Annotated in this window: 20 protein-coding genes; 9 read left to right on the forward strand and 11 right to left on the reverse strand. The window is 37.0% G+C overall.

Going from position 1 to position 22,613, the window contains the following annotated elements:
- Positions 1 to 4: 4 nt before the first annotated feature.
- From SJY09_RS02030 to SJY09_RS02055, 6 genes are all read right to left on the reverse strand, one after another.
- On the reverse strand, positions 5 to 556 hold the full coding sequence (locus tag SJY09_RS02030; RefSeq protein WP_396637302.1) for a PepSY-associated TM helix domain-containing protein: 552 nt from the start codon (positions 554 to 556) through the stop codon (positions 5 to 7).
- Between the two features lie 4 nt (positions 557 to 560).
- Positions 561 to 1,952: a dihydrolipoyl dehydrogenase gene (gene lpdA / locus SJY09_RS02035; protein WP_396637303.1), complete on the reverse strand. Its 1,392-nt coding sequence runs from the start codon at positions 1,950 to 1,952 to the stop codon at positions 561 to 563.
- Positions 1,953 to 2,067: 115 nt separating this feature from the next.
- Positions 2,068 to 2,607, reverse strand: coding sequence for a DUF1572 family protein (locus SJY09_RS02040; protein ID WP_396637304.1), 540 nt, complete (start codon positions 2,605 to 2,607; stop codon positions 2,068 to 2,070).
- 11 nt (positions 2,608 to 2,618) lie between these two features.
- The gene (gene msrB, locus SJY09_RS02045) at positions 2,619 to 3,119 is read right to left on the reverse strand and encodes a peptide-methionine (R)-S-oxide reductase MsrB (RefSeq protein WP_396637305.1); all 501 of its coding nucleotides are present in this window, start codon (positions 3,117 to 3,119) and stop codon (positions 2,619 to 2,621) included.
- 125 nt (positions 3,120 to 3,244) lie between these two features.
- On the reverse strand, positions 3,245 to 3,790 hold the full coding sequence (locus SJY09_RS02050) for a collagen-like protein (protein ID WP_396637306.1): 546 nt from the start codon (positions 3,788 to 3,790) through the stop codon (positions 3,245 to 3,247).
- 101 nt (positions 3,791 to 3,891) lie between these two features.
- Positions 3,892 to 5,133 carry a T9SS type A sorting domain-containing protein gene (locus SJY09_RS02055; RefSeq protein ID WP_396637307.1) on the reverse strand — a complete coding sequence of 414 codons (1,242 nt, stop codon included), beginning with the start codon at positions 5,131 to 5,133 and terminating at the stop codon, positions 3,892 to 3,894.
- A 202-nt stretch (positions 5,134 to 5,335) separates the two neighbouring features.
- On the opposite strand from SJY09_RS02055, the gene glgB reads away from it, so the two are divergent.
- The 4 genes from glgB (at position 5,336) to SJY09_RS02075 (ending at position 11,966) form a co-directional block, all read left to right on the forward strand.
- The gene (glgB, locus tag SJY09_RS02060) at positions 5,336 to 7,231 is read left to right on the forward strand and encodes a 1,4-alpha-glucan branching protein GlgB (RefSeq protein ID WP_396637308.1); all 1,896 of its coding nucleotides are present in this window, start codon (positions 5,336 to 5,338) and stop codon (positions 7,229 to 7,231) included.
- Positions 7,232 to 7,332: 101 nt separating this feature from the next.
- The gene (locus SJY09_RS02065) at positions 7,333 to 9,732 is read left to right on the forward strand and encodes a glycoside hydrolase family 31 protein (protein ID WP_396637309.1); all 2,400 of its coding nucleotides are present in this window, start codon (positions 7,333 to 7,335) and stop codon (positions 9,730 to 9,732) included.
- Between the two features lie 37 nt (positions 9,733 to 9,769).
- Positions 9,770 to 10,579: a M48 family metallopeptidase gene (locus SJY09_RS02070; protein ID WP_396637310.1), complete on the forward strand. Its 810-nt coding sequence runs from the start codon at positions 9,770 to 9,772 to the stop codon at positions 10,577 to 10,579.
- Between the two features lie 67 nt (positions 10,580 to 10,646).
- Positions 10,647 to 11,966, forward strand: coding sequence for an MFS transporter (locus SJY09_RS02075; protein ID WP_396637311.1), 1,320 nt, complete (start codon positions 10,647 to 10,649; stop codon positions 11,964 to 11,966).
- A gap of 56 nt (positions 11,967 to 12,022) precedes the next feature.
- On the opposite strand, the gene SJY09_RS02080 is transcribed toward SJY09_RS02075, so the two are convergent.
- Genes SJY09_RS02080 through SJY09_RS02095 form a run of 4 tightly spaced genes read right to left on the reverse strand, consistent with a single transcriptional unit; the run spans position 12,023 to position 14,966 of the window.
- Positions 12,023 to 12,748: a head GIN domain-containing protein gene (locus SJY09_RS02080; RefSeq protein WP_396637312.1), complete on the reverse strand. Its 726-nt coding sequence runs from the start codon at positions 12,746 to 12,748 to the stop codon at positions 12,023 to 12,025.
- A gap of 31 nt (positions 12,749 to 12,779) precedes the next feature.
- Positions 12,780 to 13,871: a hypothetical protein gene (locus SJY09_RS02085; RefSeq protein ID WP_396638586.1), complete on the reverse strand. Its 1,092-nt coding sequence runs from the start codon at positions 13,869 to 13,871 to the stop codon at positions 12,780 to 12,782.
- Positions 13,852 to 14,412 carry a hypothetical protein gene (locus SJY09_RS02090; protein WP_396637313.1) on the reverse strand — a complete coding sequence of 187 codons (561 nt, stop codon included), beginning with the start codon at positions 14,410 to 14,412 and terminating at the stop codon, positions 13,852 to 13,854. The genes SJY09_RS02085 and SJY09_RS02090 overlap by 20 nt, the downstream gene beginning before the upstream one ends.
- Positions 14,412 to 14,966 (reverse strand): RNA polymerase sigma factor, encoded by a 555-nt coding sequence (locus SJY09_RS02095; protein ID WP_396637314.1) that lies wholly within the window; start codon positions 14,964 to 14,966, stop codon positions 14,412 to 14,414. The genes SJY09_RS02090 and SJY09_RS02095 overlap by 1 nt, the downstream gene beginning before the upstream one ends.
- Before the next feature lie 249 nt (positions 14,967 to 15,215).
- Between SJY09_RS02095 and lon the strand changes: the two genes are divergently transcribed.
- Together lon and cmk are read left to right on the forward strand one after the other, a co-directional pair.
- Positions 15,216 to 17,669 (forward strand): endopeptidase La, encoded by a 2,454-nt coding sequence (lon, locus tag SJY09_RS02100; protein WP_396637315.1) that lies wholly within the window; start codon positions 15,216 to 15,218, stop codon positions 17,667 to 17,669.
- Between the two features lie 64 nt (positions 17,670 to 17,733).
- Positions 17,734 to 18,432 (forward strand): (d)CMP kinase, encoded by a 699-nt coding sequence (gene cmk / locus SJY09_RS02105; RefSeq protein ID WP_396637316.1) that lies wholly within the window; start codon positions 17,734 to 17,736, stop codon positions 18,430 to 18,432.
- A gap of 88 nt (positions 18,433 to 18,520) precedes the next feature.
- On the opposite strand, the gene SJY09_RS02110 is transcribed toward cmk, so the two are convergent.
- Positions 18,521 to 18,901: a LysM peptidoglycan-binding domain-containing protein gene (locus SJY09_RS02110; RefSeq protein ID WP_396637317.1), complete on the reverse strand. Its 381-nt coding sequence runs from the start codon at positions 18,899 to 18,901 to the stop codon at positions 18,521 to 18,523.
- Positions 18,902 to 19,165: 264 nt separating this feature from the next.
- Between SJY09_RS02110 and rpsA the strand changes: the two genes are divergently transcribed.
- The 3 genes from rpsA to SJY09_RS02125 all read left to right on the forward strand — a co-directional run bounded on the left by rpsA (position 19,166) and on the right by SJY09_RS02125 (position 22,609).
- Complete coding sequence (gene rpsA / locus SJY09_RS02115) at positions 19,166 to 21,007, forward strand: 30S ribosomal protein S1 (RefSeq protein WP_396637318.1); 1,842 nt, start codon at positions 19,166 to 19,168, stop codon at positions 21,005 to 21,007.
- 131 nt (positions 21,008 to 21,138) lie between these two features.
- Positions 21,139 to 21,678, forward strand: a complete 540-nt coding sequence (gene pyrR / locus SJY09_RS02120) for a bifunctional pyr operon transcriptional regulator/uracil phosphoribosyltransferase PyrR (protein ID WP_396637319.1) — start codon at positions 21,139 to 21,141, stop codon at positions 21,676 to 21,678.
- A 1-nt stretch (position 21,679) separates the two neighbouring features.
- Complete coding sequence (locus SJY09_RS02125) at positions 21,680 to 22,609, forward strand: aspartate carbamoyltransferase catalytic subunit (RefSeq protein ID WP_396637320.1); 930 nt, start codon at positions 21,680 to 21,682, stop codon at positions 22,607 to 22,609.
- Positions 22,610 to 22,613 lie beyond the last annotated feature (4 nt).

Below are 22,613 nucleotides of genomic sequence, written 5' to 3' on the forward strand. Positions count from 1 at the left end.
CATACTAGGCGAATAAAATAAGTATTAATACAGGGAATATTAGACCAAGAGCAGTCAATTTCCAACCTCTCTTTTTAAAACTATTCTTTCCTTTTGTAATAAACATTCCTGTGATGGCAATGACCAACATAGCTATCCCAAAAATATCAGAATACCAAATCCAAAATTTATTGGTCGTTTTATGCAAAAACATTGTATGGCCAAGAAACGGTACTTTCTTTTTGTATTCGAGTTTTCCTTCTCCCGTAGTTAAATCGGCATCTAGGATAACATTGTCGTCATAGAATATTCGGAGTTCGTTATCTCTAATTCTATGACTGTCATAATCCGCCGCTAAATCCCATTGTTTTGACAATTCAATAATAGCTTCCTCAGCTTCTAAAGTCTTGGAATTTTCAGGAATATCGATTTTAACCTCTTTTAGCTCATAGGTATAGTCCATTGGGTACCAGTCCCGTCTGTGGTTCAGGATTATTCCAGAAAATGAAAAAGCCAAAATTAACCCGAGAAAGAAATAAGCTACATCCCTGTGAACGTTTCTGTTGTTTAACTTCATGGAATTACAAATGAATTACTTCGTCATATGCATCTGCGACTGCTTCCATAACCGCTTCGCTCATAGTAGGGTGCGGGTGCACAGCTTTTAAAACTTCATGACCTGTAGTTTCCAGTTTACGAGCTACTACTGCTTCTGCAATCATATCGGTAACGCCGGCGCCAATCATATGGCATCCAAGCCATTCGCCATACTTAGCATCGAAAATAACTTTTACAAAACCGTCAGCGGTTCCGGCAGCTTTTGCTTTTCCGCTGGCAGAGAAAGGAAATTTACCTACTTTAATGTCTAATCCTTGTTCCTTGGCCTGTTTTTCCGTAAGTCCTACCGAGGCAATTTCAGGGGTACAATAGGTACAACCCGGGATATTCCCATAATCTAATGCTTCTACATGCATTCCTGCTATGTTTTCCACACAAAGTATACCTTCTGCCGAGGCCACGTGTGCTAGCGCTTGTCCCGGTGTAACATCACCTATGGCATAATAACCAGGTATATTGGTTTGGTAGAAATCATTTACAATAATCTTATCCCTATCCGTCGCAATTCCTACGTCCTCTAACCCTATATTTTCAATATTTGTCTTGATACCCACTGCTGACAGGACAATATCAGCCTCCAATACCTGTTCTCCTTTAGCTGTTTTCACGGTAGCTTTCACTCCTTGACCGGATGTATCTACGGAAGTAACTTCTGCCGATGTCATTATTTTAACCCCAGCTTTTTTAAAGCTACGTTCCAATTGTTTTGAAATATCTTCGTCCTCCACAGGAACAATATTTGGAAGATACTCTACCACAGTTACCTCTGTACCCATGGAGTTATAGAAATAAGCAAATTCAATACCTATGGCACCACTACCTACAACAATCATTTTCTTTGGTTGGTCTGCCAAGGTCATCGCTTCTCTGTAACCAATAATCTTTTTCCCGTCTTGTGGTAAGCTTGGTAATTCTCTACTACGAGCTCCCGTAGCTATGATAATATGATTAGCGGAGTACTCTGCAGGTTCACCGTGCTCTCCTTTTACGACCACCTTTTTTCCGGGCATTAACCTTCCAAATCCGTTTATGACTTCGATTTTATTCTTTTTCATTAAGAACTGTACGCCTTTACTCATGCCATCGGCAACACTTCTACTTCGTTTTACTACGGCATCAAAATCCTTGTCAACACCCTCCGCTTTTAGTCCATAATCACCGGCATGCTGCAAATATTCAAAAACTTGAGCTGACTTCAATAAAGCTTTTGTGGGTATGCAACCCCAGTTTAAACAAACGCCACCAAGGTTTTCCTTTTCTATAATTGCTGTTTTAAGACCTAACTGAGAAGCTCTAATAGCAGTAACATAACCTCCAGGTCCACTACCTAAAACAATAACATCGAAAGTGCTCATATATTTATTTTTTTATATTTAAGTCGATTCTTTGTGAAAAGCGCTGCAAAAATACAAAACCAAACCTGAAGGACAATTATCCTAATTAAAATTAAAACTTACGATTTTGTGATTTTTAGAGATTTAAATTGGTTCCAAATTTTTCTTTGTTAAAAGAAATAGAGCCACCTTTTGGTATGGACAGGGGTAACCATTCTTTTCCTTTTCGCATCTTGCCTATGAGCACAATTTGCCCCACATGGTTTGCATAATGTGCGAGCTGCCTGTTGATAGCTTCAACTAAGGTATGGTCTTCATTCCTAATCTTAATCGTCACATTAAAATTTTCATTGCTCAGCTGATCTAGTGCTTGGAAAAGACAATCCCAACCTTTATTCCATAAATCTATTGTTTCTACTTTGGTTACCGGGGGAAGTGTAAATTCTTCATCACGATGACGCCATGTTTTTTCGCCATCTTCGGTTAAGAAATTGGTCCATCGACTTAACATATTACCTACCATATGCTTTACGATTAAGGCAATAGAATTATCGGTAGGTCCGTATGTCCATTGTAAATCTTGCTCGGAAAGTTGTTCAAGCGTTCTGTCACCAAGTAACTTATAGCGCTCAAATTCAAAACGAGCACTTTCAATATAGTTCTGGGCAAACTGCATTTAATGTGGTATTAATTTTCAGCAACAAATTTTAGCGCTACTCCGTTGATACAGTGTCTTTCACCTGTTGGCGCCGGACCATCTTCAAAAACATGCCCCAAATGGCCTCCGCAAGTTGCACAATGTTCCTCTGTTCGTTTATATCCAATTTTATAATCCACATCGTAGGCTACATTCCCCTCTATTTCCTCGTAAAAACTGGGCCATCCTGTACCCGAGTCAAATTTAGTAGTACTTTTAAATAATGGGGTATCACAACCTGCGCAGACATATACTCCTTCTTTCTTATTATCTAAAAGATCGCTCGTGAACGGGTTTTCTGTGGCCGCTTTTCTCAAAACATAGAATTGATCGGGCGACAATTGCTCTTGCCATTCGGCATCTGTTTTGGTAACGGCAAAGGTTTTCTCCTTCGTTTCCGTTTTCTGAACGGCAATTTCTTTTTTTTCTTGTGTGTTTCCCTTACAGCTTGTTAGAAGTAAAATAAATACGAAAGCAATGTTTTTCAGCATGATTTTTTATTTTCTATTTCGTCGAGTTTAATTCGAATTCCTTTCAAAAGTAGAAGCTAGGAATGAAAAAAATCCTGTCTTTAACAAAAAAACAGGATTTACCAATTGTGTAGTTCTTCTTTATTTTAATTTACTTTTTTGATGTCTTTCTCTTCGATACCTAAAGCATTTAATACAGAGTAGATACTTGATTGGTCCATTTTAGATGAGGTACCTAAATCACCAGGGATTACAACAACCCTAAATACTTGGTCTTGCACTAAATCAGGAGCTATCAAGTTTACATCAAACTCGGGTTCAACGAATAATCCAAAATCAGCTTCAGTGAAGTCGAAATTATAAAACATCAATCCGTCTTCAGCGAAAAAAGGTTGAGGCAACTGTCTCCAAACATCAAGGCCCTCGTTTACTTCCTCTAACCTATAAATCAATACTACATCATCTTTTATTAAAGTGATATCGGTTGGATACTCTTCTGGTCCGAATTCATAAATATTCGCATCTGTGTTGAGAATAAAATCCAATTCAATTTCAAAGGCAGCTGCTTCAAAAATTGAGCCATCTGCACCTGCAGGTCCTTGCGGACCGGGTTGTCCATCAAAACCAGCGGGTCCTTCACAGGATGTAAAACTTAAGACTACTACTAGAACAATAAATATTTTCTGTATCATTTTTATAATTTAATATGAAAAGGCAAGAATTATGCCAAAAAAATGCAATCTCCTGTTCGCAAGGAGACTGCATTAATTATTTAATGTTCCGATATTAAAATCTAGTCTTTTACAAAGTGTTTTACCACTTTACCATTTTTAGTTTCGATAGAGAAAATATAATTTCCATCTGTCAAGGCTTCAATGTTTATTTTCTCATAAGAGTTTTGAAGCTTTTCAGTAAGCACAATTTTACCAGATAAATCGTAAATTGAGACTGTAGAATTCGATAAGTCTAAATTAGTATTTATACCTAGATAACTACTTGAAGGGTTTGGAAACAATGCCAACGTCATATTGTCGGATGCTTCATCATCAAAATACAGATTTGAACTTAAAGATGTCTGTAGCCTCCTTACTCTAGTATCACCAGATCTTGGGCCACTGCCTCCTCTACTTGATGCTTGTCTTTTCTTCCTAACGGTTATTGTATTGCTATATATTCTTACTCTTTTATTGGTACTTTGAAGTGTACCAGTAACATATCTTTTGTATGAGTACAAATAACCATATTGTATTCCTGAGGTTTCAGTATACCAGGTGTTTCGAAAATCGTATCTAGGATATTTATTTGTTAAATATTGCCATCTGCCTGGCACTATAATTTTGTAATATGACCCTCTATTAGACGTTATGTATTCAATCTTATCTATTTTTCGTTGCCACGTATATTGTGAATATTGTTTATTATAAAACCAATCTTTTGTAGTACCAAAACTTGGTTCATTTCCTGAAATGCGAATTGGACTATTAGAATCACTCTCTATAACAAGGTCTTTTTTTGAAACTCCATTCCCTTCAATTTCAAACGCACCTCTAAGAACACTGTTAAGATTCAATGGGACAGAATTATTGTCTCCACTAATAGTTGGTCTATCAATCAATTTAACCGTTTTATTGGAGCTTTTGTAACTTATATTTGAAGTACTTTTAAATTCAGCGTAAACATAACTTCCAGAGTTATTAAAATTACTAGCTGAAAGCGTTACAGCTCTTGTGGTCAAAAAAGATGTTCCCCAAGAAGTATTGCTAACATATTGACTTCCTCCAACACTTATGGCTGGGCTGCTTGAGGACCGTTTTGAATAAACATATACATAACCATTCACCGCTTGACCTGAGGGCCTCTTTAGACTTATGTTTAAGTTTAAATTGGTGTCACCGGTTTTATACACATCTATTGTGGTGCCCACATTTCCACCAGTAGTATAGCTTCCACTTTCAATTTTTACTGTTACTTGCCCAAAATTATGGTTAGTAACTAAAAGTAATAGAGTGAGTAATCCTAAGTAATTTTTTTTCATAGTTTATAATTTGTAAGTTAATTAATATTAGTAAGGTAAGAATTAATTTTAATTTGCTAAGTATTATATTGTTTTTTTATAATATTTTGTCTTACAAAATATTATCGCAAAGCAATTAAAAGGTTTCAGTAGATTTGTAGAATAACTAGTTATAAAATTATTACAAGTAAACTTGTTTACTTTTGCAACAAATAATTACCATATGATCAAGGTTATTGCACATAGTCTATTTACCGATTTTGACATCAATTTATTCAAATCAGGAAAACATTACCGCCTTTATGATAAATTAGGTTCGCATCCTATAAAAGTAGATGGCGTAGCAGGTACTTATTTTGCGGTATGGGCCCCATCTGCCAAGTCTGTATCCGTTGTTGGGGATTTTAATTTTTGGGATGCCACTACACATCAATTAAATGTTCGATGGGACTCTAGCGGAATATGGGAAGGTTTTATCCCTGGTATTGGTTCTGGAGAGATTTATAAATATAAGATACAGTCTAACAATAGTGATACTTGGACGGAAAAGGCAGACCCTTTTGCCAGACAATGTGAGCATCCACCTAAAACAGCATCGGTAATTTGGAATGCTGATTACAAATGGAAGGATACGCAATGGATGGGGTATCGAAAAGAAAAGAACGGATTAGATAGGCCTTATTCTGTATATGAAGTTCATCTAGGTTCGTGGAAAAGAAATAAAGATGGCGAATTCCTCACTTATAAGGAATTAGCCAAAGATTTAGTCGCTTACGTAAAGGAGATGGGGTATACCCATATAGAATTTATGCCTATCATGGAATATCCTTACGATCCTTCATGGGGGTATCAGCTAACAGGATATTTTGCTCCTACCTCTAGATTTGGTACTCCTGAAGAATTTAAAATGTTGGTGGATGCTTTTCATCAAAACGATATTGGAGTAATACTAGATTGGGTTCCCTCACATTTTCCGGAGGATGCTCATGGACTTGGATTTTTTGACGGATCTAACTTGTACGAACATCCTGATAGGAGAAGGGGCTATCACCCGGATTGGAAAAGTTTAATCTTTAATTACGGAAGGAACGAGGTTAGGGCATTCTTGATTAGTAATGCTTTGTTCTGGCTAGAACAATTTCATGTTGATGGCTTACGTGTAGACGCTGTAGCATCTATGCTTTACCTCGATTATTCAAGAGAAGACGGCGAGTGGGAAGCTAATATGTACGGAAACAATGAAAACCTGGAAGCCATGTCCTTTATAAGGGAGCTCAACCAAGAAATATACTCCAGTTTTGATGGGGTACAGACCATTGCCGAGGAATCAACTGCGTTTTCTGGAGTTTCCAAACCGGTGAATTTAGGCGGCTTAGGTTTTGGAATGAAATGGATGATGGGCTGGATGCACGATACTTTAGAATATTTTAAGAAAGAACCCATCTATAGAAAGCATCACCAGAACGATTTAACCTTTAGTATGACTTATGCCTTCACCGAAAATTTTATGTTGCCTTTCTCACATGATGAGGTCGTCTACGGTAAGCAGTCTTTGGTATACAGAATGCCTGGCGATGAATGGCAACGTTTTGCTAATTTAAGATTACTTTTTGGTTATATGTTTACGCATCCCGGCACCAATATCATGTTTATGGGAGGGGAGTTTGGACAGACCGCTGAATGGAATTTTCAACAAAGTCTAGACTGGCATTTGCTTCAATATGACGGACATTCCGGAGTGCAGCAATTTGTGAAGGATTTAAATGCCACTTACAAAAATTTTCCTGCGCTTTACGAAAAACAATTTAGTCCAGAAGGTTTTCAATGGATTGACTATGGCGATCATGAAAACTCTGTACTGACCTATATAAGAAAGGGGCATGATGAGAAAAACGACCTTATTATTGCCTGCAATTTTACGCCCATTCTCAGAGAGAATTATAGAATAGGAATCCATAAAAAGGGAAAGCTTAAAGAAATTCTTAATAGCGACGCTAAGGAGTACGGTGGGACTGGTAATCTAAATTCCGCTATCAAAACGTCAACAAAGGCCTGGCACGGGTATAAGAAATCCACAGAAATAACCATTCCACCATTAGGAATCGTCATTTTAAAGTAACTTTCTTTTCCTAAATCGTTATAGTTTGTAATTGCTCGGATTATATTTCGTGGTTCCGTGTTATTGTGCTTTTTTTGCTGTTGGCTTAAATGAATTAATCAATGATCACAAATACAGAATTAGAATATAAGGGTAATCTTTACCCCAACCATATAGTCGATTTTAAACAAGATACCGACAAACTTTACTTTACTACGGATAATGGAGTCGTATTACAAATAACGATTTTACGAGGAAGCCTTATCAGGTTTAGGTACGCTACCAATTACGTTTTTGAACCCGACTTCTCTTACGCCATTGATCCTGAAGCTACTTTAGGTTACAGCACGCTAGAAGTAGAGGAAAATGATACGGAATATATTATTAGGACCGCGAGGGTTCACGTTCTAGTGGATAAAAAATCGCTTCGTACCCAAATATCTGATTTAGAAGGAAATATAATCAATGAGGACGAAATCGGCTTTCATTGGGAGGAAAACTATGAGTATGGCGGTAATACCGTTAAGATGAGTAAAATTACCCAGACCGGTGAGAGTTTTTATGGGTTGGGAGATAAAGCTACACATAGTAATTTAAAGGGTAAACGTTTGCATAATTGGGTAACAGACCAATATGCTTACGGTAAGGACCAAGACCCCTTATACAAGGCTATTCCATTTTACATTGGTCTTCACAAAGGGCGTGCTTATGGAATATACTTTGATAATACCTTTAAGACGCATTTTGATTTTGCGCACGAAAGAAGAAATACCACTAGTTTTTGGGCAGACGGAGGCGATTTAAATTATTACTTCTTTTACGGTCCTGAGATGTCCAAAGTGGTCTCGGCGTATTCAAATTTAACAGGTACTCCGGAGTTACCGCCAATGTGGGCCTTAGGATATCATCAATCTAAATGGAGCTATTATCCAGAAAGCAATGTAAAAGAGATTACAAAGCAATTTAGAGATTTAAATATTCCATGTGACGCTATCTATTTAGATATTGATTATATGGATGGATTTCGATGCTTTACTTGGGATAAAAAATTGTTTCCAGACCCAAAGAGAATGATTGGTGAACTGGAAGAAGAGGGTTTTAAAACTGTTGTTATGATAGACCCCGGTATTAAAATAGATAAGGATTATTGGGTTTATAAAGAAGCACTGGAAAAAGGATATTTCTGTAGTAGGGGAGACGGTCCGCTAATGCGCGGAAAGGTATGGCCGGGAGAATGTAATTTCCCCGATTTTACAAACCCGGAAGTCAGGGAATGGTGGGCAGAACTTTATAAGGAGTTTATGTCAGATTTAGGTGTACATGCCGTTTGGAACGATATGAACGAACCTGCCGTAATGGAAGTACCGACAAAAACAGCGCCTTTAGATACAAGACATAATTATGATGGCCATCCTTGTACGCACAGGAAAGCTCATAATATTTATGGAATGCAGATGGTTAGGGCTACCTATGAAGGAGTGAAGAAGTATGTATACCCTAAGCGTCCTTTTGTAATTACCAGAGCGGCTTTTGCCGGCACACAGCGCTATTCTAGCACATGGACCGGGGATAATGTGGCGACATGGGAGCATTTGTGGATTGCCAACGTACAGATGCAACGTATGTGTATGAGTGGTTATTCCTTTGTGGGATCGGATATTGGTGGCTTTGCTGAGCAGCCCAATGGAGAATTATTTGCCAGATGGGTACAACTAGGTATTTTTCATCCTTTTTGCAGAGTACATTCTAGTGGTGATCATGGAGATCAAGAACCTTGGTCTTTTGGTACTGAGATAACGGATATTGTTCGAAAGTTTATAGAAATTAGATATCAGTTATTACCTTATCTGTATACGATGTTTTATAAGTACAGTAAGGAGCAAAAACCAATGCTACAGCCCCTAGTACTTTTCGATCAAGAAGATGCACAGACCCATTTTAGAACGGACGAGTTTATTTTTGGAGAACAAATACTAGTTTGCCCAATTCAGGAGCCAAATGCAAAGGGAAGAAGAATGTACATACCAAGAGGTAAATGGTATGATTTCTGGACTAATGAGGTAATGGAAGGTGGTAAAGAAAGTTGGGTTACTGCGGATTTGGATAAGGTTCCCATTTATATTCTAGAGGGAGCAATTATACCCAAATATCCGATACAGCAGTATGTAGGTGAATTAAAAATAGAAGAACTTATTTTAGATACCTATTATAAATTGGGTGTTGAAACCTCTGAGGTATATGAGGATGCATCTGATGGGTATGACTATAAAAAAGGTAGATATTCCTTTCGTAATTTTAAATTAACGGGAAAGGAAAAATCGGTAACGATACAGCAGTTTAAGGATGGTAGTTTTGTTACGGAATATGAAACATTGAAGTTTAACTTTCATGGACTTCCTTTTGAGCTAGCCAAGATAGAGGTCGATAATGAAGAGGTTTCTATTGCATCTGTAAAACCTAAAGAAGGGCAGAGTTTGCATATAGACAAAAACTTTACTGTTCTACATATAACGGGAAAATAAAAATTTTGTATTTTACCCGATACTAAACACACATGAAATGAGAAAAATAGTTTTAATAATAGCCCTTTTTATGGGGGTTTCGGGATGTAAAGTGAATCCTTTTACCGGACAAAAAACATTGAATTTTTATCCAAATAGTCAAATATTTCCAATGGCTTTCGCTCAATATGACCAGTTTTTGGGAGAGAATAAAGTTATTACGGGGACTAAGGAAGCTAATATGATTACCAGAACTGGTCAGCGTATATCTGCAGCAGCGGAAAGATGGCTTGCTGCAAATGGATACCCTGGTTATTTAAGTGATTATAAATGGGAGTATAATTTGGTGAATGATGAAGCCGTAAACGCATGGTGTATGCCGGGCGGTAAAATTGTTTTTTATACCGGTATTCTTCCCATTACACAAACGGAAACAGGTGTTGCTGTTGTTATGGGTCATGAGGTGGCACATGCTTTGGCCGATCATGGCGCACAACGTATGAGTGCGGGGATGTTGCAACAGGTTGGAGCTGTGGCCGGTAACATAGCCATTAAAGACCCTAAGACAAGAAATATTTTTAATCAGGCATATGGCGTGGGTTCTCAGGTAGGTGTTATGCTACCTTTTAGTAGAGGTCATGAAACAGAAGCAGACCGTATAGGTTTGCAGATTATGGCTATTGCCGGCTATGACCCCTATGAAGCTGCAGAATTATGGAAACGTATGAAAGCGAATAGTGGCGGGCAAGCTCCACCAGAATTTATGAGTACACACCCATCCAACGATACCAGAATTAATAACCTTACGGTATGGGCTCCAGAAGCTGCTGCCGAAGCTGCTAAATTTGGTGTCACGGAATTTAAATAAAATCCGATACAAGTTTTATTGTATATTGAAGCCGTTCTTAACCTAAGAACGGCTTTTATTTTTTGGTATGACTAGAACTTTGGCGATTAAAGGGAGTAAAAAATTATTGAACGCTTGGGCATTTTACGATTGGGCCAACTCTGTATATAGCCTTGTAATAGCTTCCGCTATTTTCCCCATATTTTATGGGGCATTATTTCGGGTCGCTGAGATAGAGAAAGTAGCTATTTTTGGAGGTGAAATAGCTAGAGCGCCGTTAATTAGCTACACAACATCACTAGCTTTCGTTTTTATAGCCATAGTCACTCCATTAATTTCTGGAGTGGCAGATTATTTAGGTAACAAGAAGGTTTTTATGAAATTCTTCTGTTATCTAGGAGGTGTGTCCTGTATAGGACTTTACTGGTTTTCCTTAGCAAATATTTACATTGGATTGCTCTGTTACTTTTTTGGATTGGTGGGTTTCTGGGTGAGTTTTGCTATAAATAATTCCTACTTGCCAGATGTCGCTTTTCCCGAGCAACAAGATAGGATTAGCGCCAAAGGCTTTTCCATGGGATATATAGGCAGTGTTATCTTGCTATTATTTAATCTTGCTATGGTAATGAAGCCAGATTTTTTCAGCATTGTGTCCGATGAAAGTGGTATCGCCGAAGTAAAAGCGATGAAGTACTCCTTTGTATCCGTTGGTATCTGGTGGATTATCTTTGCTCAATACTCCTTTTATCACTTACCTAAAGGATATCGAAAAGAAGGAGAGCGTACCAATATAATTTTAAACGGATTTAAAGAGCTCAAGGATGTTTGGCGTCAATTAGGTGAACAAGTAAAATTAAAACGGTATTTAGTTGCCTTTTTCGTTTATAGTATGGCAGTACAAACGGTAATGTTGATTGCAACCTATTTTGGAGAAGAGGAAATTGCCTGGGGTACTGACAGCGAAAGAACTACAGGTCTAATTGTAAGCATATTAGTCATCCAGATCGTTGCTATTTTAGGAGCTACGGTGACCGCTTGGGCGTCTAAGAATTATGGTAATATTAAAACCCTTATTGTAGTCAATGCATTATGGGTAGTTATTTGTATTTACGCTTACTTTGTAATTACACCTATGGACTTTTATATCGCTGCTGGTTGTGTGGGTATCGTCATGGGTGGCATACAAGCATTATCGAGATCTACCTATTCTAAATTTCTTCCAGAGACTACCGATACTACTTCCTTTTTTAGTTTTTATGACGTTTCAGAAAAAATAGGAATTATTATCGGAACATTTTTATATGGCTTTGTGGCACAATTTACTGGAAGTATGAGAAACGCTATCATTTTTTTAGGTCTGTTTTTTCTTGTAGGTATGTTGCTGCTAACACGAGTAAAGGAGAAATAAAAAAGCCCCTTAAAAAAAGAGGCTTTCCCAGTTGTTGATTGTTCGCGTTTTTGATTTTATCCTTTTGAAATATCTCCTGACCCCGAGGTTTTAGTATCTAATTTTTCAGGATTTCCTTTATATGTAATATCACCTGATCCAGAAACTCTTGCTTTAAGCATCTTCTTGGCAGTAACCTTAATGTCCGCAGAACCTGAAACAGTGGCGTTCACGTTGTCCGCTTCTAACTCAAATGCTTTAATATCACCACTACCCGAGATAGTAGCATCAAAATCAGAAGTTCTTCCGCTGAAAGTAATATCTCCTGACCCAGACATACTAGCATCTACCGAGCTAGCTTCTACATCTATAGTAATATCTCCGGAACCGGACATTGCCGTACTAAGGCGGTCCGTTTTAATGGTTTTTTTACCAACAATATCCCCAGAACCTGAGAGTGAAATTGAATTCACGCTTTCAACAGGTACGGTAATTCTGATTCCACTGTTCCAGTTGGAAGGTTTTAGGTTAACACCTTTTTCGGTCTTAAGAACCAATTTTCCATTTTTTACTTCAGTAATTATATAATCTAGAAGATTGGATTCCCCTTCAATAGTTAATTTACCTTCCTCACCTTCGACCAAATCCACATCGAACCATCCTGAAACTGCTATGGCTTCATAGTCGCTTGTTGAACGATCTATGGTGACGGTATTTCCATTTCCTTTTACTTTTTTGCCCCATTGCGCGGAACAAGAAACCGTTAATGCTAATACTACTGCTAGTGTTGTTAAATTTTTCATTTTGCGTTGATTTTAATTGTTTTTTTGATTGTTATTTTTTTGTGAAACTGATTCCGCCATATTCGCTGTTCAGGGTAATCATATTACCGCTTCCTTTGCTGCCATAATAGCCTTCATAATGCTTTGAGGAAGACTTTTCGGTACTAATGTTTATATCAAAATCGTCCTTACCGCTAACACCGGCATATCTAGTGGTGATATCGAAATTGAAATGATACGCTGTATTGTAGCCTATTTTGATACCCGTATAGTCCGATTTTATAGAAACATTCCCTGCATCCTCAGCGAGTTCGTTAATCCTAACAGAGCCATAATCCGAGTTAATATCAACGTTGCCGTGTATCTCGCCTAATTTAACCGTAATATAATCACCATTTCCAAGAACGTTATTGGCTTCACCAACCTCAATACTACCATAGTCACTGGTATAGTCCAGATTTTCCATTTTCTCAATACTGGCATTGGTATAGTCCGCGTTCACTTTAAGATTTCCAGCTTTGCCAATAGTGAAACCTGAATAGTCTGCTCTTATTTCTCCACTATTTATATAACCAATAGTAGACTTTGAAGTATAGTCAAAATTGAGTTGGTTGTTCCTACCTCTTAATTCACCTATCTCTATTCTACCATAATCACAATTTATCTTAGCATGGCCATCTACGCGATCTAAAATAATATTACCATAATCATTGTCTAGATTTACACTATTTTTTATTGGTAATTTAATCGTGTAATTAATCTGCATATTTACATTGTTGTTCTTACCCCAGTTCCACCCCCAATTATTTTTCTTTTCCCCATAAGTGGTTCGTGCATATATCACACTTTTACTAGCTTCAAAATCAACTGAAATCTCGTTTAATTTTTGTTGTACTTTCTCCTCATTATTGCCATTGGTCTTTATGTGAACTTCTATAACCACTCTGTTCTCGTTCCAAGAGGTAATATTTAGGTTTCCATAATTGTTATTCACTTTCAATAATGCATCTGCATTTACGCTAAACTCTTTTTTAATGGTTTTTTCCTTAGTATGTTTACCTCGTGGGTTACCATCATTGGCAAGTATCAATCCTGGGCTGGCCAGTATTAAGATGGTTAAATATTTAAATAGTAAAGTTTTCATCATTGTAGTTTTTTAAATTTTTAATTGTTTCGATTTGGTCAAGGACATCATTCAATAAATCAATCCTAATCTGAAAATTGGTTATCATAGCACTTAAAATTAATTTGCTATTCCCACCATTCAATAACTCACCTTCTAGTTTGTTATAATCCACTTCCAAACTTTTAAGCTGTTCCATGGTGTCCGCTACTATTTTTTGAGTTTCGGGTGAATTTTCTGCTTCTAATTCTTTTATCTGTTCCTGTATTAGACTTGCAAAATGAAATTGTGCATTGGAGACCTCAGGTGAAATCTTGGCGACGCGTTGGTCAAGACTCGCATTAGTGCTATTAATGCTATAAAAAATACCGAAGGCAAGAACAACGGAGGCAGCTATCGATAAGGGTTTCCACCAACTTGATTTTTTCTTATTTATACGAACAGTTCCTTGGGTCTTGTTTAATCTGTCCAGAAAACGTAGTTCATGTCCGGTTTTCGGTTCTTCAATATCAAAAGACCCTGTAATATTTCTTAAAAATTCTTCTCTGTAATCTTTCTCCATTAGTTCGCAATTAATAGTTGTTTTCTAAGGCTTTCCTTAGCCCTGGAAATTGTGGTTCTGCAATTTGCATAACTCATGTTCATGATGGTGCCGATTTCTTCATAGTCGTAACCTTCTATTAAATGTAAGGTCAAAGAAATTCTGTAACTATCTTTCAAATTTTTCATGGTTTCCATCACTTTTTGAGCCTTTTGTTCCGTAAACACATGATCTGAAGCAATTCCATCATTATCTTCGACCTTGTACATTAAATCATCTAATGCAACTTCATTCTTTTTCCGTTGCTTTTTGTAATGATAAATACTGTTGTTTACTACAATTCGCTTTAGCCAGGCACCAAAGGCTACTTCACCTTTGAAGGTATGCAGTTTCGTAAACGCGTTTAAAAACGATTCCTGCATAACATCCTCTGCTTCTGCGTTATCCTTTACAATACGTACGGCCGTGTTGTACATGGCTTTGTAATACCTATTGTAAACTTCTAACTGTGCACTTTGTTTTCCTTGCATGCACGATTGCAGTAATGCATCAATATGTACTTTTCTCTGGCTCAAAAAGTGATTGGTTTGTTATAGAGATGATTCAATTTACAGATTGTTACAGTAGTTTTGAATTTTTTTTAAATACCTCTTTTTTGTTTCTGGGGTTTATTTTTTGAGCTTGGCATAAGAATTGACCTATGGTTGTGGAAAAGAAGTTAAAGATGTGGACATTCAATGAATAATAGGTGTTTCACTAAATGTACAAAGACTTAAAAAAAGATGTCATCGTCGTATTAATGACAGAATGACCGAAATATATCTATGGGAGATTCTAAATTTTCAAATTTTGACAATATGTCCTTGCAAGGAATCGATGAGGATTCTGAGTTAATTCCTTTATTGACCGCAGAGGACGAGGAACAGATGAATAGCGAGCAACTACCGGAAACATTACCTATTTTGCCATTGCGTAACACCGTATTGTTTCCTGGTGTAGTAATCCCTATTACTGCCGGTAGAGACAAATCTATTCGTTTAATTAAGGATGCCAATAACGGGTCCAAGGTCATTGGAGTGGTTTCTCAAAAAGATGAAGAAACGGAAAATCCGGATGTAAAAGATATCAATACATTAGGAACCGTTGCCCGTATTCTTAGAGTGCTTCAAATGCCAGATGGAAATACGACGGTAATCATTCAGGGAAAGAAAAGGTTCGAAGTGGCCGAGGTACTTACAAAAAAGCCCTATTTAACAGCTACGGTAAGAGAAACTCAGGAAACCAGACCTAAAAAAAACAGTAAAGAGTTTTCTGCTATAATAGAATCTATAAAAGAGTTAGCGTTAAAGATTATACGTGACAATCCTAATATTCCGAGTGAAGCTTCCTTTGCTATAAAGAATATACAGAGCGATTCTTTTTTAATCAACTTTGTTTCGTCGAATTTAAATCTAGAAGTAAAGGCAAAACAAGAACTACTGGAAATTGGAAATCTAAAGGAAAGGGCGCTTGCTACGTTGAAGTATATGAATGTGGAGCTTCAAAAATTAGAATTGAAGAATGACATTCAATCTAAAGTTAGAAGCGATTTGGATAAACAGCAGCGCGATTATTTTCTGCATCAGCAAATGAAAACTATCCAAGAGGAACTTGGTGGGGTTTCCTATGATGAAGAGATTGATGAGATGCGTAATAAGGCCAAAAACAAAAAGTGGGGCAAGAAAGTTAAAGAGCATTTCACCAAAGAATTGGCAAAAATGCAGCGCATGAACCCCCAAGTGGCAGAATACTCCATACAACGTAATTATCTAGACCTCTTCTTAGATTTACCATGGAATGAATTTTCTAAAGATAAGTTTGATCTTAAGCGTGCCGAGCGTATTTTGGATAGAGATCATTATGGTTTGGAGGATGTTAAAAAACGAATTATAGAGTATCTAGCCGTACTAAAACTTCGGAACGATATGAAATCTCCAATTCTTTGCTTGTACGGACCTCCAGGCGTTGGTAAAACATCGCTGGGAAAATCGGTTGCAGAGGCTTTGGGAAGGGAGTATGTGCGTATCTCATTGGGAGGATTAAGAGATGAAGCGGAAATACGAGGTCATAGAAAAACATACATAGGTGCCATGCCAGGGAGGATTATACAGAGCCTTAAAAAGGCGGGCACGTCCAATCCCGTTTTTATTCTAGATGAAATAGACAAACTTTCAAATAGCCACCAAGGAGATCCGTCATCCGCGATGTTAGAGGTCTTAGATCCCGAGCAGAATAGCGAGTTCTATGACAATTTTCTTGAGATGGGTTATGATCTTTCTAAAGTAATGTTCATTGCTACGGCAAATAGCCTTGGTACTATTCAGCCAGCGTTGCGGGACCGTATGGAAATTATAAATGTAAGTGGTTATACCATTGAGGAAAAGGTAGAGATAGCAAAGAAACATTTACTTCCTAAGCAGCTGACAGAGCACGGTCTAGATACAACACATTTAAAAATAGCCAAGCCGCAATTAGAAAAGATTGTTGAAGGATATACCCGAGAATCCGGTGTGCGTTCTTTGGAAAAACAAATAGCTAAAATGGTGCGTTACGCGGCCAAGTCCATAGCTATTGAAGAGAATTATAATGTAAAAATTAGTAATGAAGATATCATTGAGGTGCTTGGCGCACCAAAAATGGAACGTGGAAAATACGAAAATAATGAGGTTGCCGGTGTTGTAACTGGTTTGGCTTGGACCAGTGTTGGTGGAGATATACTGTTTATAGAATCCATATTGTCCAAAGGAAAAGGCAATTTGAACATTACGGGTAACTTGGGTAAGGTAATGAAAGAGTCTGCAACCATAGCTATGGAATATATAAAGTCTAACGCAGAGCGTTTTGGAATTGAAAGTTCGGTATTTGGAAATTATAATGTGCACATACATGTGCCGGAAGGGGCAACCCCAAAAGATGGTCCAAGTGCGGGGATTACAATGCTTACCTCTTTAGTGTCTTTATTTACGCAGAAAAGAGTGAAGAAAAGTTTAGCTATGACTGGCGAAATTACCTTAAGGGGAAAAGTATTGCCAGTTGGGGGCATAAAAGAGAAAATACTTGCTGCCAAGCGTGCTAAAATTAAGGAGATAATCCTTTGTGCGGATAATGAACGAGATATCAAGGAAATCAAAGCCTCTTATTTAAGAGGGCTCACTTTCCATTACGTAAAAGATATGCATGAGGTTATTGATTTGGCCTTGACAAATACTAATGTTAAAAATGCTAAAAAGCTAGGGTAATTAGTAGATTTTAAAGGGATGAATTATTGCCTATTTTTGCCAGATAGAAAAAGCAATAGCAAACATGAAAAAAATTACCATAGCCATAGACGGTTTTTCTTCTACAGGTAAAAGTACTTTAGCCAAGCAATTGGCTAAAGTGCTGGGGTATATTTATGTAGATACCGGAGCTATGTACAGGGCGGTAACTTTATTTGCTATGCAGAACCATTTTATTGGCTCTGGTAGAACCGATTTTCAAGGATTGGTGAAATCATTAGATGATGTTGTGCTGAAATTTTCCTACAACGAGACACTTGGTTTCGCTGAAATGTATTTGAATGGAGTAAATGTTGAGAAAGAAATTCGCACGCTTGAAGTGTCTAAAAATGTAAGTCAGATAGCCGAAATTAAAGAGGTTAGGGTTAAGTTGGTAGATTTGCAAAAAGAAATGGGTAAGGAAAAGGGAATAGTAATGGATGGTAGAGATATAGGTACCGTTGTTTTTCCTGATGCCGAACTTAAAATATTCATGACTGCATCTCCAGAAAAAAGAGCTTATAGAAGATATAAGGAACTCCTGGATAGAGGTGATAACGTAGTTTATGAAGATATTTTAGAGAATGTTCAAAAACGGGATTACATAGACTCTCACAGAGACATTTCTCCTTTGATGAAGGCAGAAGAAGCCATAGAATTTGATAATAGCGATATGGGTCTAAAAGAGCAATTCGAAAGATTACATAGCTATGCCTTAAGAATAATAAAGAAACACGAACAATAGTAGGTCTTGATACGAGTTGTAGAAAACCTGAGCTACAAAAAATGCCGTTGAAATTTCAACGGCATTTTTATAAACTGTATTTAATGTCTTACGGATTTGGAATCACCAAAACCTGATCTGGATGTATAACATCCGCATTTTTCAAGATATTGGTATTTGCTTCGAAAATTTGCTTGTATTTCATTGCATCGCCATAATAGTGTTTTGCAATTTTACTTAAAGATTCACCGCTAGCAACAGTATGTCTGTGATACACAGAGCTGTCACCAACAGAAATATTTGCTTTAATATCTGAAGCACTTTCGCCTCCGATAGCTTTTATTTTATCCCAAATTAAATCTTTTTCATAAGGTGTGTTTGCTTCACCTTTAATTTTTAAGACACCTGCATCCTCTGATACATCTCCATTCTTGATTCCTAATTGTTCTCCAAGGTCTAAAACACCTTGATATTTAGCTTTAACGCTCATGTTACTTCTTTTTAATGGTTAAAAAATCTGATGGTAAGATAGCAATATTTAAAGGATTTAAACTTAAAAAAGGGTTAATCCTTAAAAAGTTCTTTATCTATTCATAGGATTATTGGTATAAACATATTTTAATTGTATTTTTGCACACCTTTTTTACAACATAGTTAAGAGCGGAAAAGGAAAATTAAAATATTCATATAACAACTTCTGTATTTGTTGTTTAGCTCTTTAAAAAGATACAGAATACAAATTAATAATCAGCAAATGGCTGAAGAAAAAACACAAGCTGAGGCAGTAGAAACTGCTGAGGTTGCACAAGAAAAAGTGGTGGAGACACCAAAACAAGATCCACAAGAATTTTTAGAAAACTTTAATTGGGAAAAATACGAGCAAGGAATTGAGCGTGTTGAAGATTCTAAATTAAAGGAATTTGAAGAATTAGTGGCAGAGAATTTTGTAGACACTGCCGATGAGGAAGTGGTTACGGGAACTGTTGTTTATATTACGGATAGAGAAGCAATTATTGATATCAACGCTAAATCAGAAGGCGTTATTTCTTTAAATGAATTCCGTTACAACCCAGATTTAAAAGTAGGTGATAAGGTAGAAGTACTTATTGATATCCGTGAAGATAAAAGCGGTCAATTGGTATTATCGCACAGAAAGGCGCGTACGATTATGGCTTGGGACCGTGTAAATGCGGCTCATGACAAAGAAGAAATCGTTAGTGGTTTTGTAAAGTGTAGAACTAAGGGAGGTATGATCGTTGATGTTTTCGGAATTGAGGCTTTCTTGCCAGGTTCTCAAATCGACGTAAAACCAATCCGTGATTACGACCAATATGTAAACAAAACAATGGAATTTAAGGTGGTGAAAATAAACCACGAATTTAAGAATGTTGTTGTTTCGCATAAAGCCCTAATCGAGGCAGATATTGAAGAGCAGAAGAAAGAAATCATTAGCCAGTTAGAAAAAGGACAAGTATTAGAAGGTGTGGTTAAGAACATTACTTCTTACGGTGTCTTTATTGATCTTGGTGGTGTTGATGGTCTCGTACACATAACAGACCTTTCTTGGAGTAGAATTAACCACCCGAACGAGGTTGTTGAACTAGACCAGAAATTAAATGTTGTAATTCTTGATTTTGATGAAAACAAATCTAGAATTCAATTAGGTCTTAAACAATTAGAGAAGCATCCTTGGGAAGCTTTATCTGACGAAATTAAGATTGGTGATAAAGTAAAAGGTAAAGTAGTTGTTATAGCAGATTACGGCGCATTCATCGAAGTTGTTGAAGGTGTTGAAGGTCTTATCCACGTTTCTGAAATGTCTTGGTCTACGCACTTGCGTTCCGCTCAAGATTTCGTAAAAGTAGGAGATGAGGTAGAAGCTGTAGTACTTACTTTAGATCGTGAAGATCGTAAGATGTCTTTAGGTATTAAGCAATTGACGCCAGACCCTTGGACAGATATTACTACCAAATACCCTGTAGGTTCTACACATAAAGGTATCGTTAGAAACTTTACCAACTTTGGTGTTTTTGTAGAATTAGAAGAAGGAATAGACGGATTAATATACATATCTGACCTTTCTTGGACTAAGAAAATAAAGCACCCATCAGAATTTACAAACGTTGGTGATACTTTGGAAGTTGAGGTATTAGAGTTAGATGTGGAGGGGCGCAAGTTAAGCCTTGGTCATAAGCAAACTACTGAAAACCCTTGGGATAAGTACGAAACTGAATTCGCTTTGGATACAGTTCATAAAGCAGCAATTACAGAAATTGTTGACAAAGGAGCTACTATAGAATTCAATGATGATATTACGGCATTTATTCCGCAACGTCATTTAGAGAAAGAAGATGGTAAAAAACTAGGCAAGGGAGAAGAAGCTGAATTCAAGATCATTGAATTCAACAAAGACTTCAAACGAGTTGTTGCAAGTCATACCGCAATCTTTAGAGAAGAAGAGAAACGCAATGTAAAAGCTGCTGTTAAAAGACAAGCTGCTGCCGCAGATGAGGCTAAACCTACATTAGGAGATGCTAACGATGCACTACAAGCGTTAAAAGATAAAATGGAAGCTGATTCTAAGAAAAAGAAATAAGCAACTTAAATTTATCTAACATAATACCAAAAGCCTCAATTATTTAATTGAGGCTTTTTCTTTAGGGCCAAGGTCAAAGATTATTTAATAGAATTGTCTATTTTTGTTTTAGCAAAGTTTTGCGGTCATCTATGAGTCAAAAAGTACTACTTTCCTCAAAAGAAATAAACATCATTCTTCATCGTTTGGCTTGCCAACTTCTTGAAAACCATTTAGATTTTGAAAATACGGCACTTATTGGTATTCAACCAAGAGGTATTTTTGTGGCCAATAGACTATGTAAAATATTAAAGGAGGAATATGGGGTAAAACATATTAATCTTGGGTTTTTGGACACTACTTTTTTTCGCGATGATTTTAGAAGGGGAGATAAAACACTTGAGGCTACTAAAACCAAAATTAATTTTCTGGTTGAAGATAAAAAAGTGGTTTTAATCGATGATGTGCTATATACCGGAAGAAGTATAAACGCTGCGCTAACGGCACTACAATCTTTTGGAAGACCATCTGAAGTAGAACTTCTAACCTTGATAGATAGAAGGTTTAGCCGTCATTTACCTATACAGCCCAACTATAGGGGAAGACAGGTAGATGCTATAGATGATGAAAAAGTAAAAGTAATGTGGAAGGAGAATGACGGTGAGGATGTAATTTATTTGATGAACAGGTAAGATGAGCGAACTGAGTGTAAATCACTTATTAGGTATTAAATATTTGAATGAGTCAGATATTCAACTCATTTTTGAAACTGCCGACCATTTTAAGGAAGTAATTAACCGATCCATAAAGAAAGTGCCCTCTTTAAGAGATATTACTATCGCTAACATATTTTTTGAAAATAGTACGCGAACAAAGCTATCTTTTGAATTAGCAGAAAAAAGACTTTCAGCTGATGTATTAAACTTCTCAGCCAGCCAATCGTCAGTTAAAAAAGGAGAAACATTAATAGATACGGTCAATAATATTTTGTCCATGAAAGTGGATATGGTAGTCATGCGCCATCCCAACCCCGGAGCGGGAATTTTTCTTTCTAAGCATGTAAAAGCCGCAATCATTAATGCCGGGGATGGGGCCCATGAGCACCCTACACAGGCATTGTTAGATTCTTTTTCGATTAGGGAAAGGCTAGGTGATGTGGCTAACAAAAACGTTCTTATAGTTGGGGATATCCTTCATTCCCGAGTGGCACTGTCCAATATTTTCGCATTAAAATTACAAGGTGCAAATGTGAAAGTTTGTGGCCCAAAAACACTTATACCTAAATATATCGAATCTCTCGGTGTTGGTGTGGAAACAGATTTAAGGAAAGCATTGCAATGGTGCGATGTTGCTAATATACTGCGGATACAGAACGAACGTTTAGATATTAGCTATTTCCCTACAACTAGAGAATACACGCAACAGTTTGGTGTAAATAGGACACTGCTAGATAGTTTGGACAAGGAAATTGTAATTATGCATCCAGGTCCAATAAACAGAGGGGTTGAAATCACTAGTGATGTTGCGGATTCAAAACAGTCCATAATATTGAACCAAGTAGAAAACGGCGTTGCTATTCGTATGGCGGTAATCTATCTATTGGCTTCTAAAATAAAACAATAGACCT

This window comes from Maribacter sp. R77961, from assembly GCF_044594925.1.
GTDB lineage: Bacteria > Bacteroidota > Bacteroidia > Flavobacteriales > Flavobacteriaceae > Maribacter.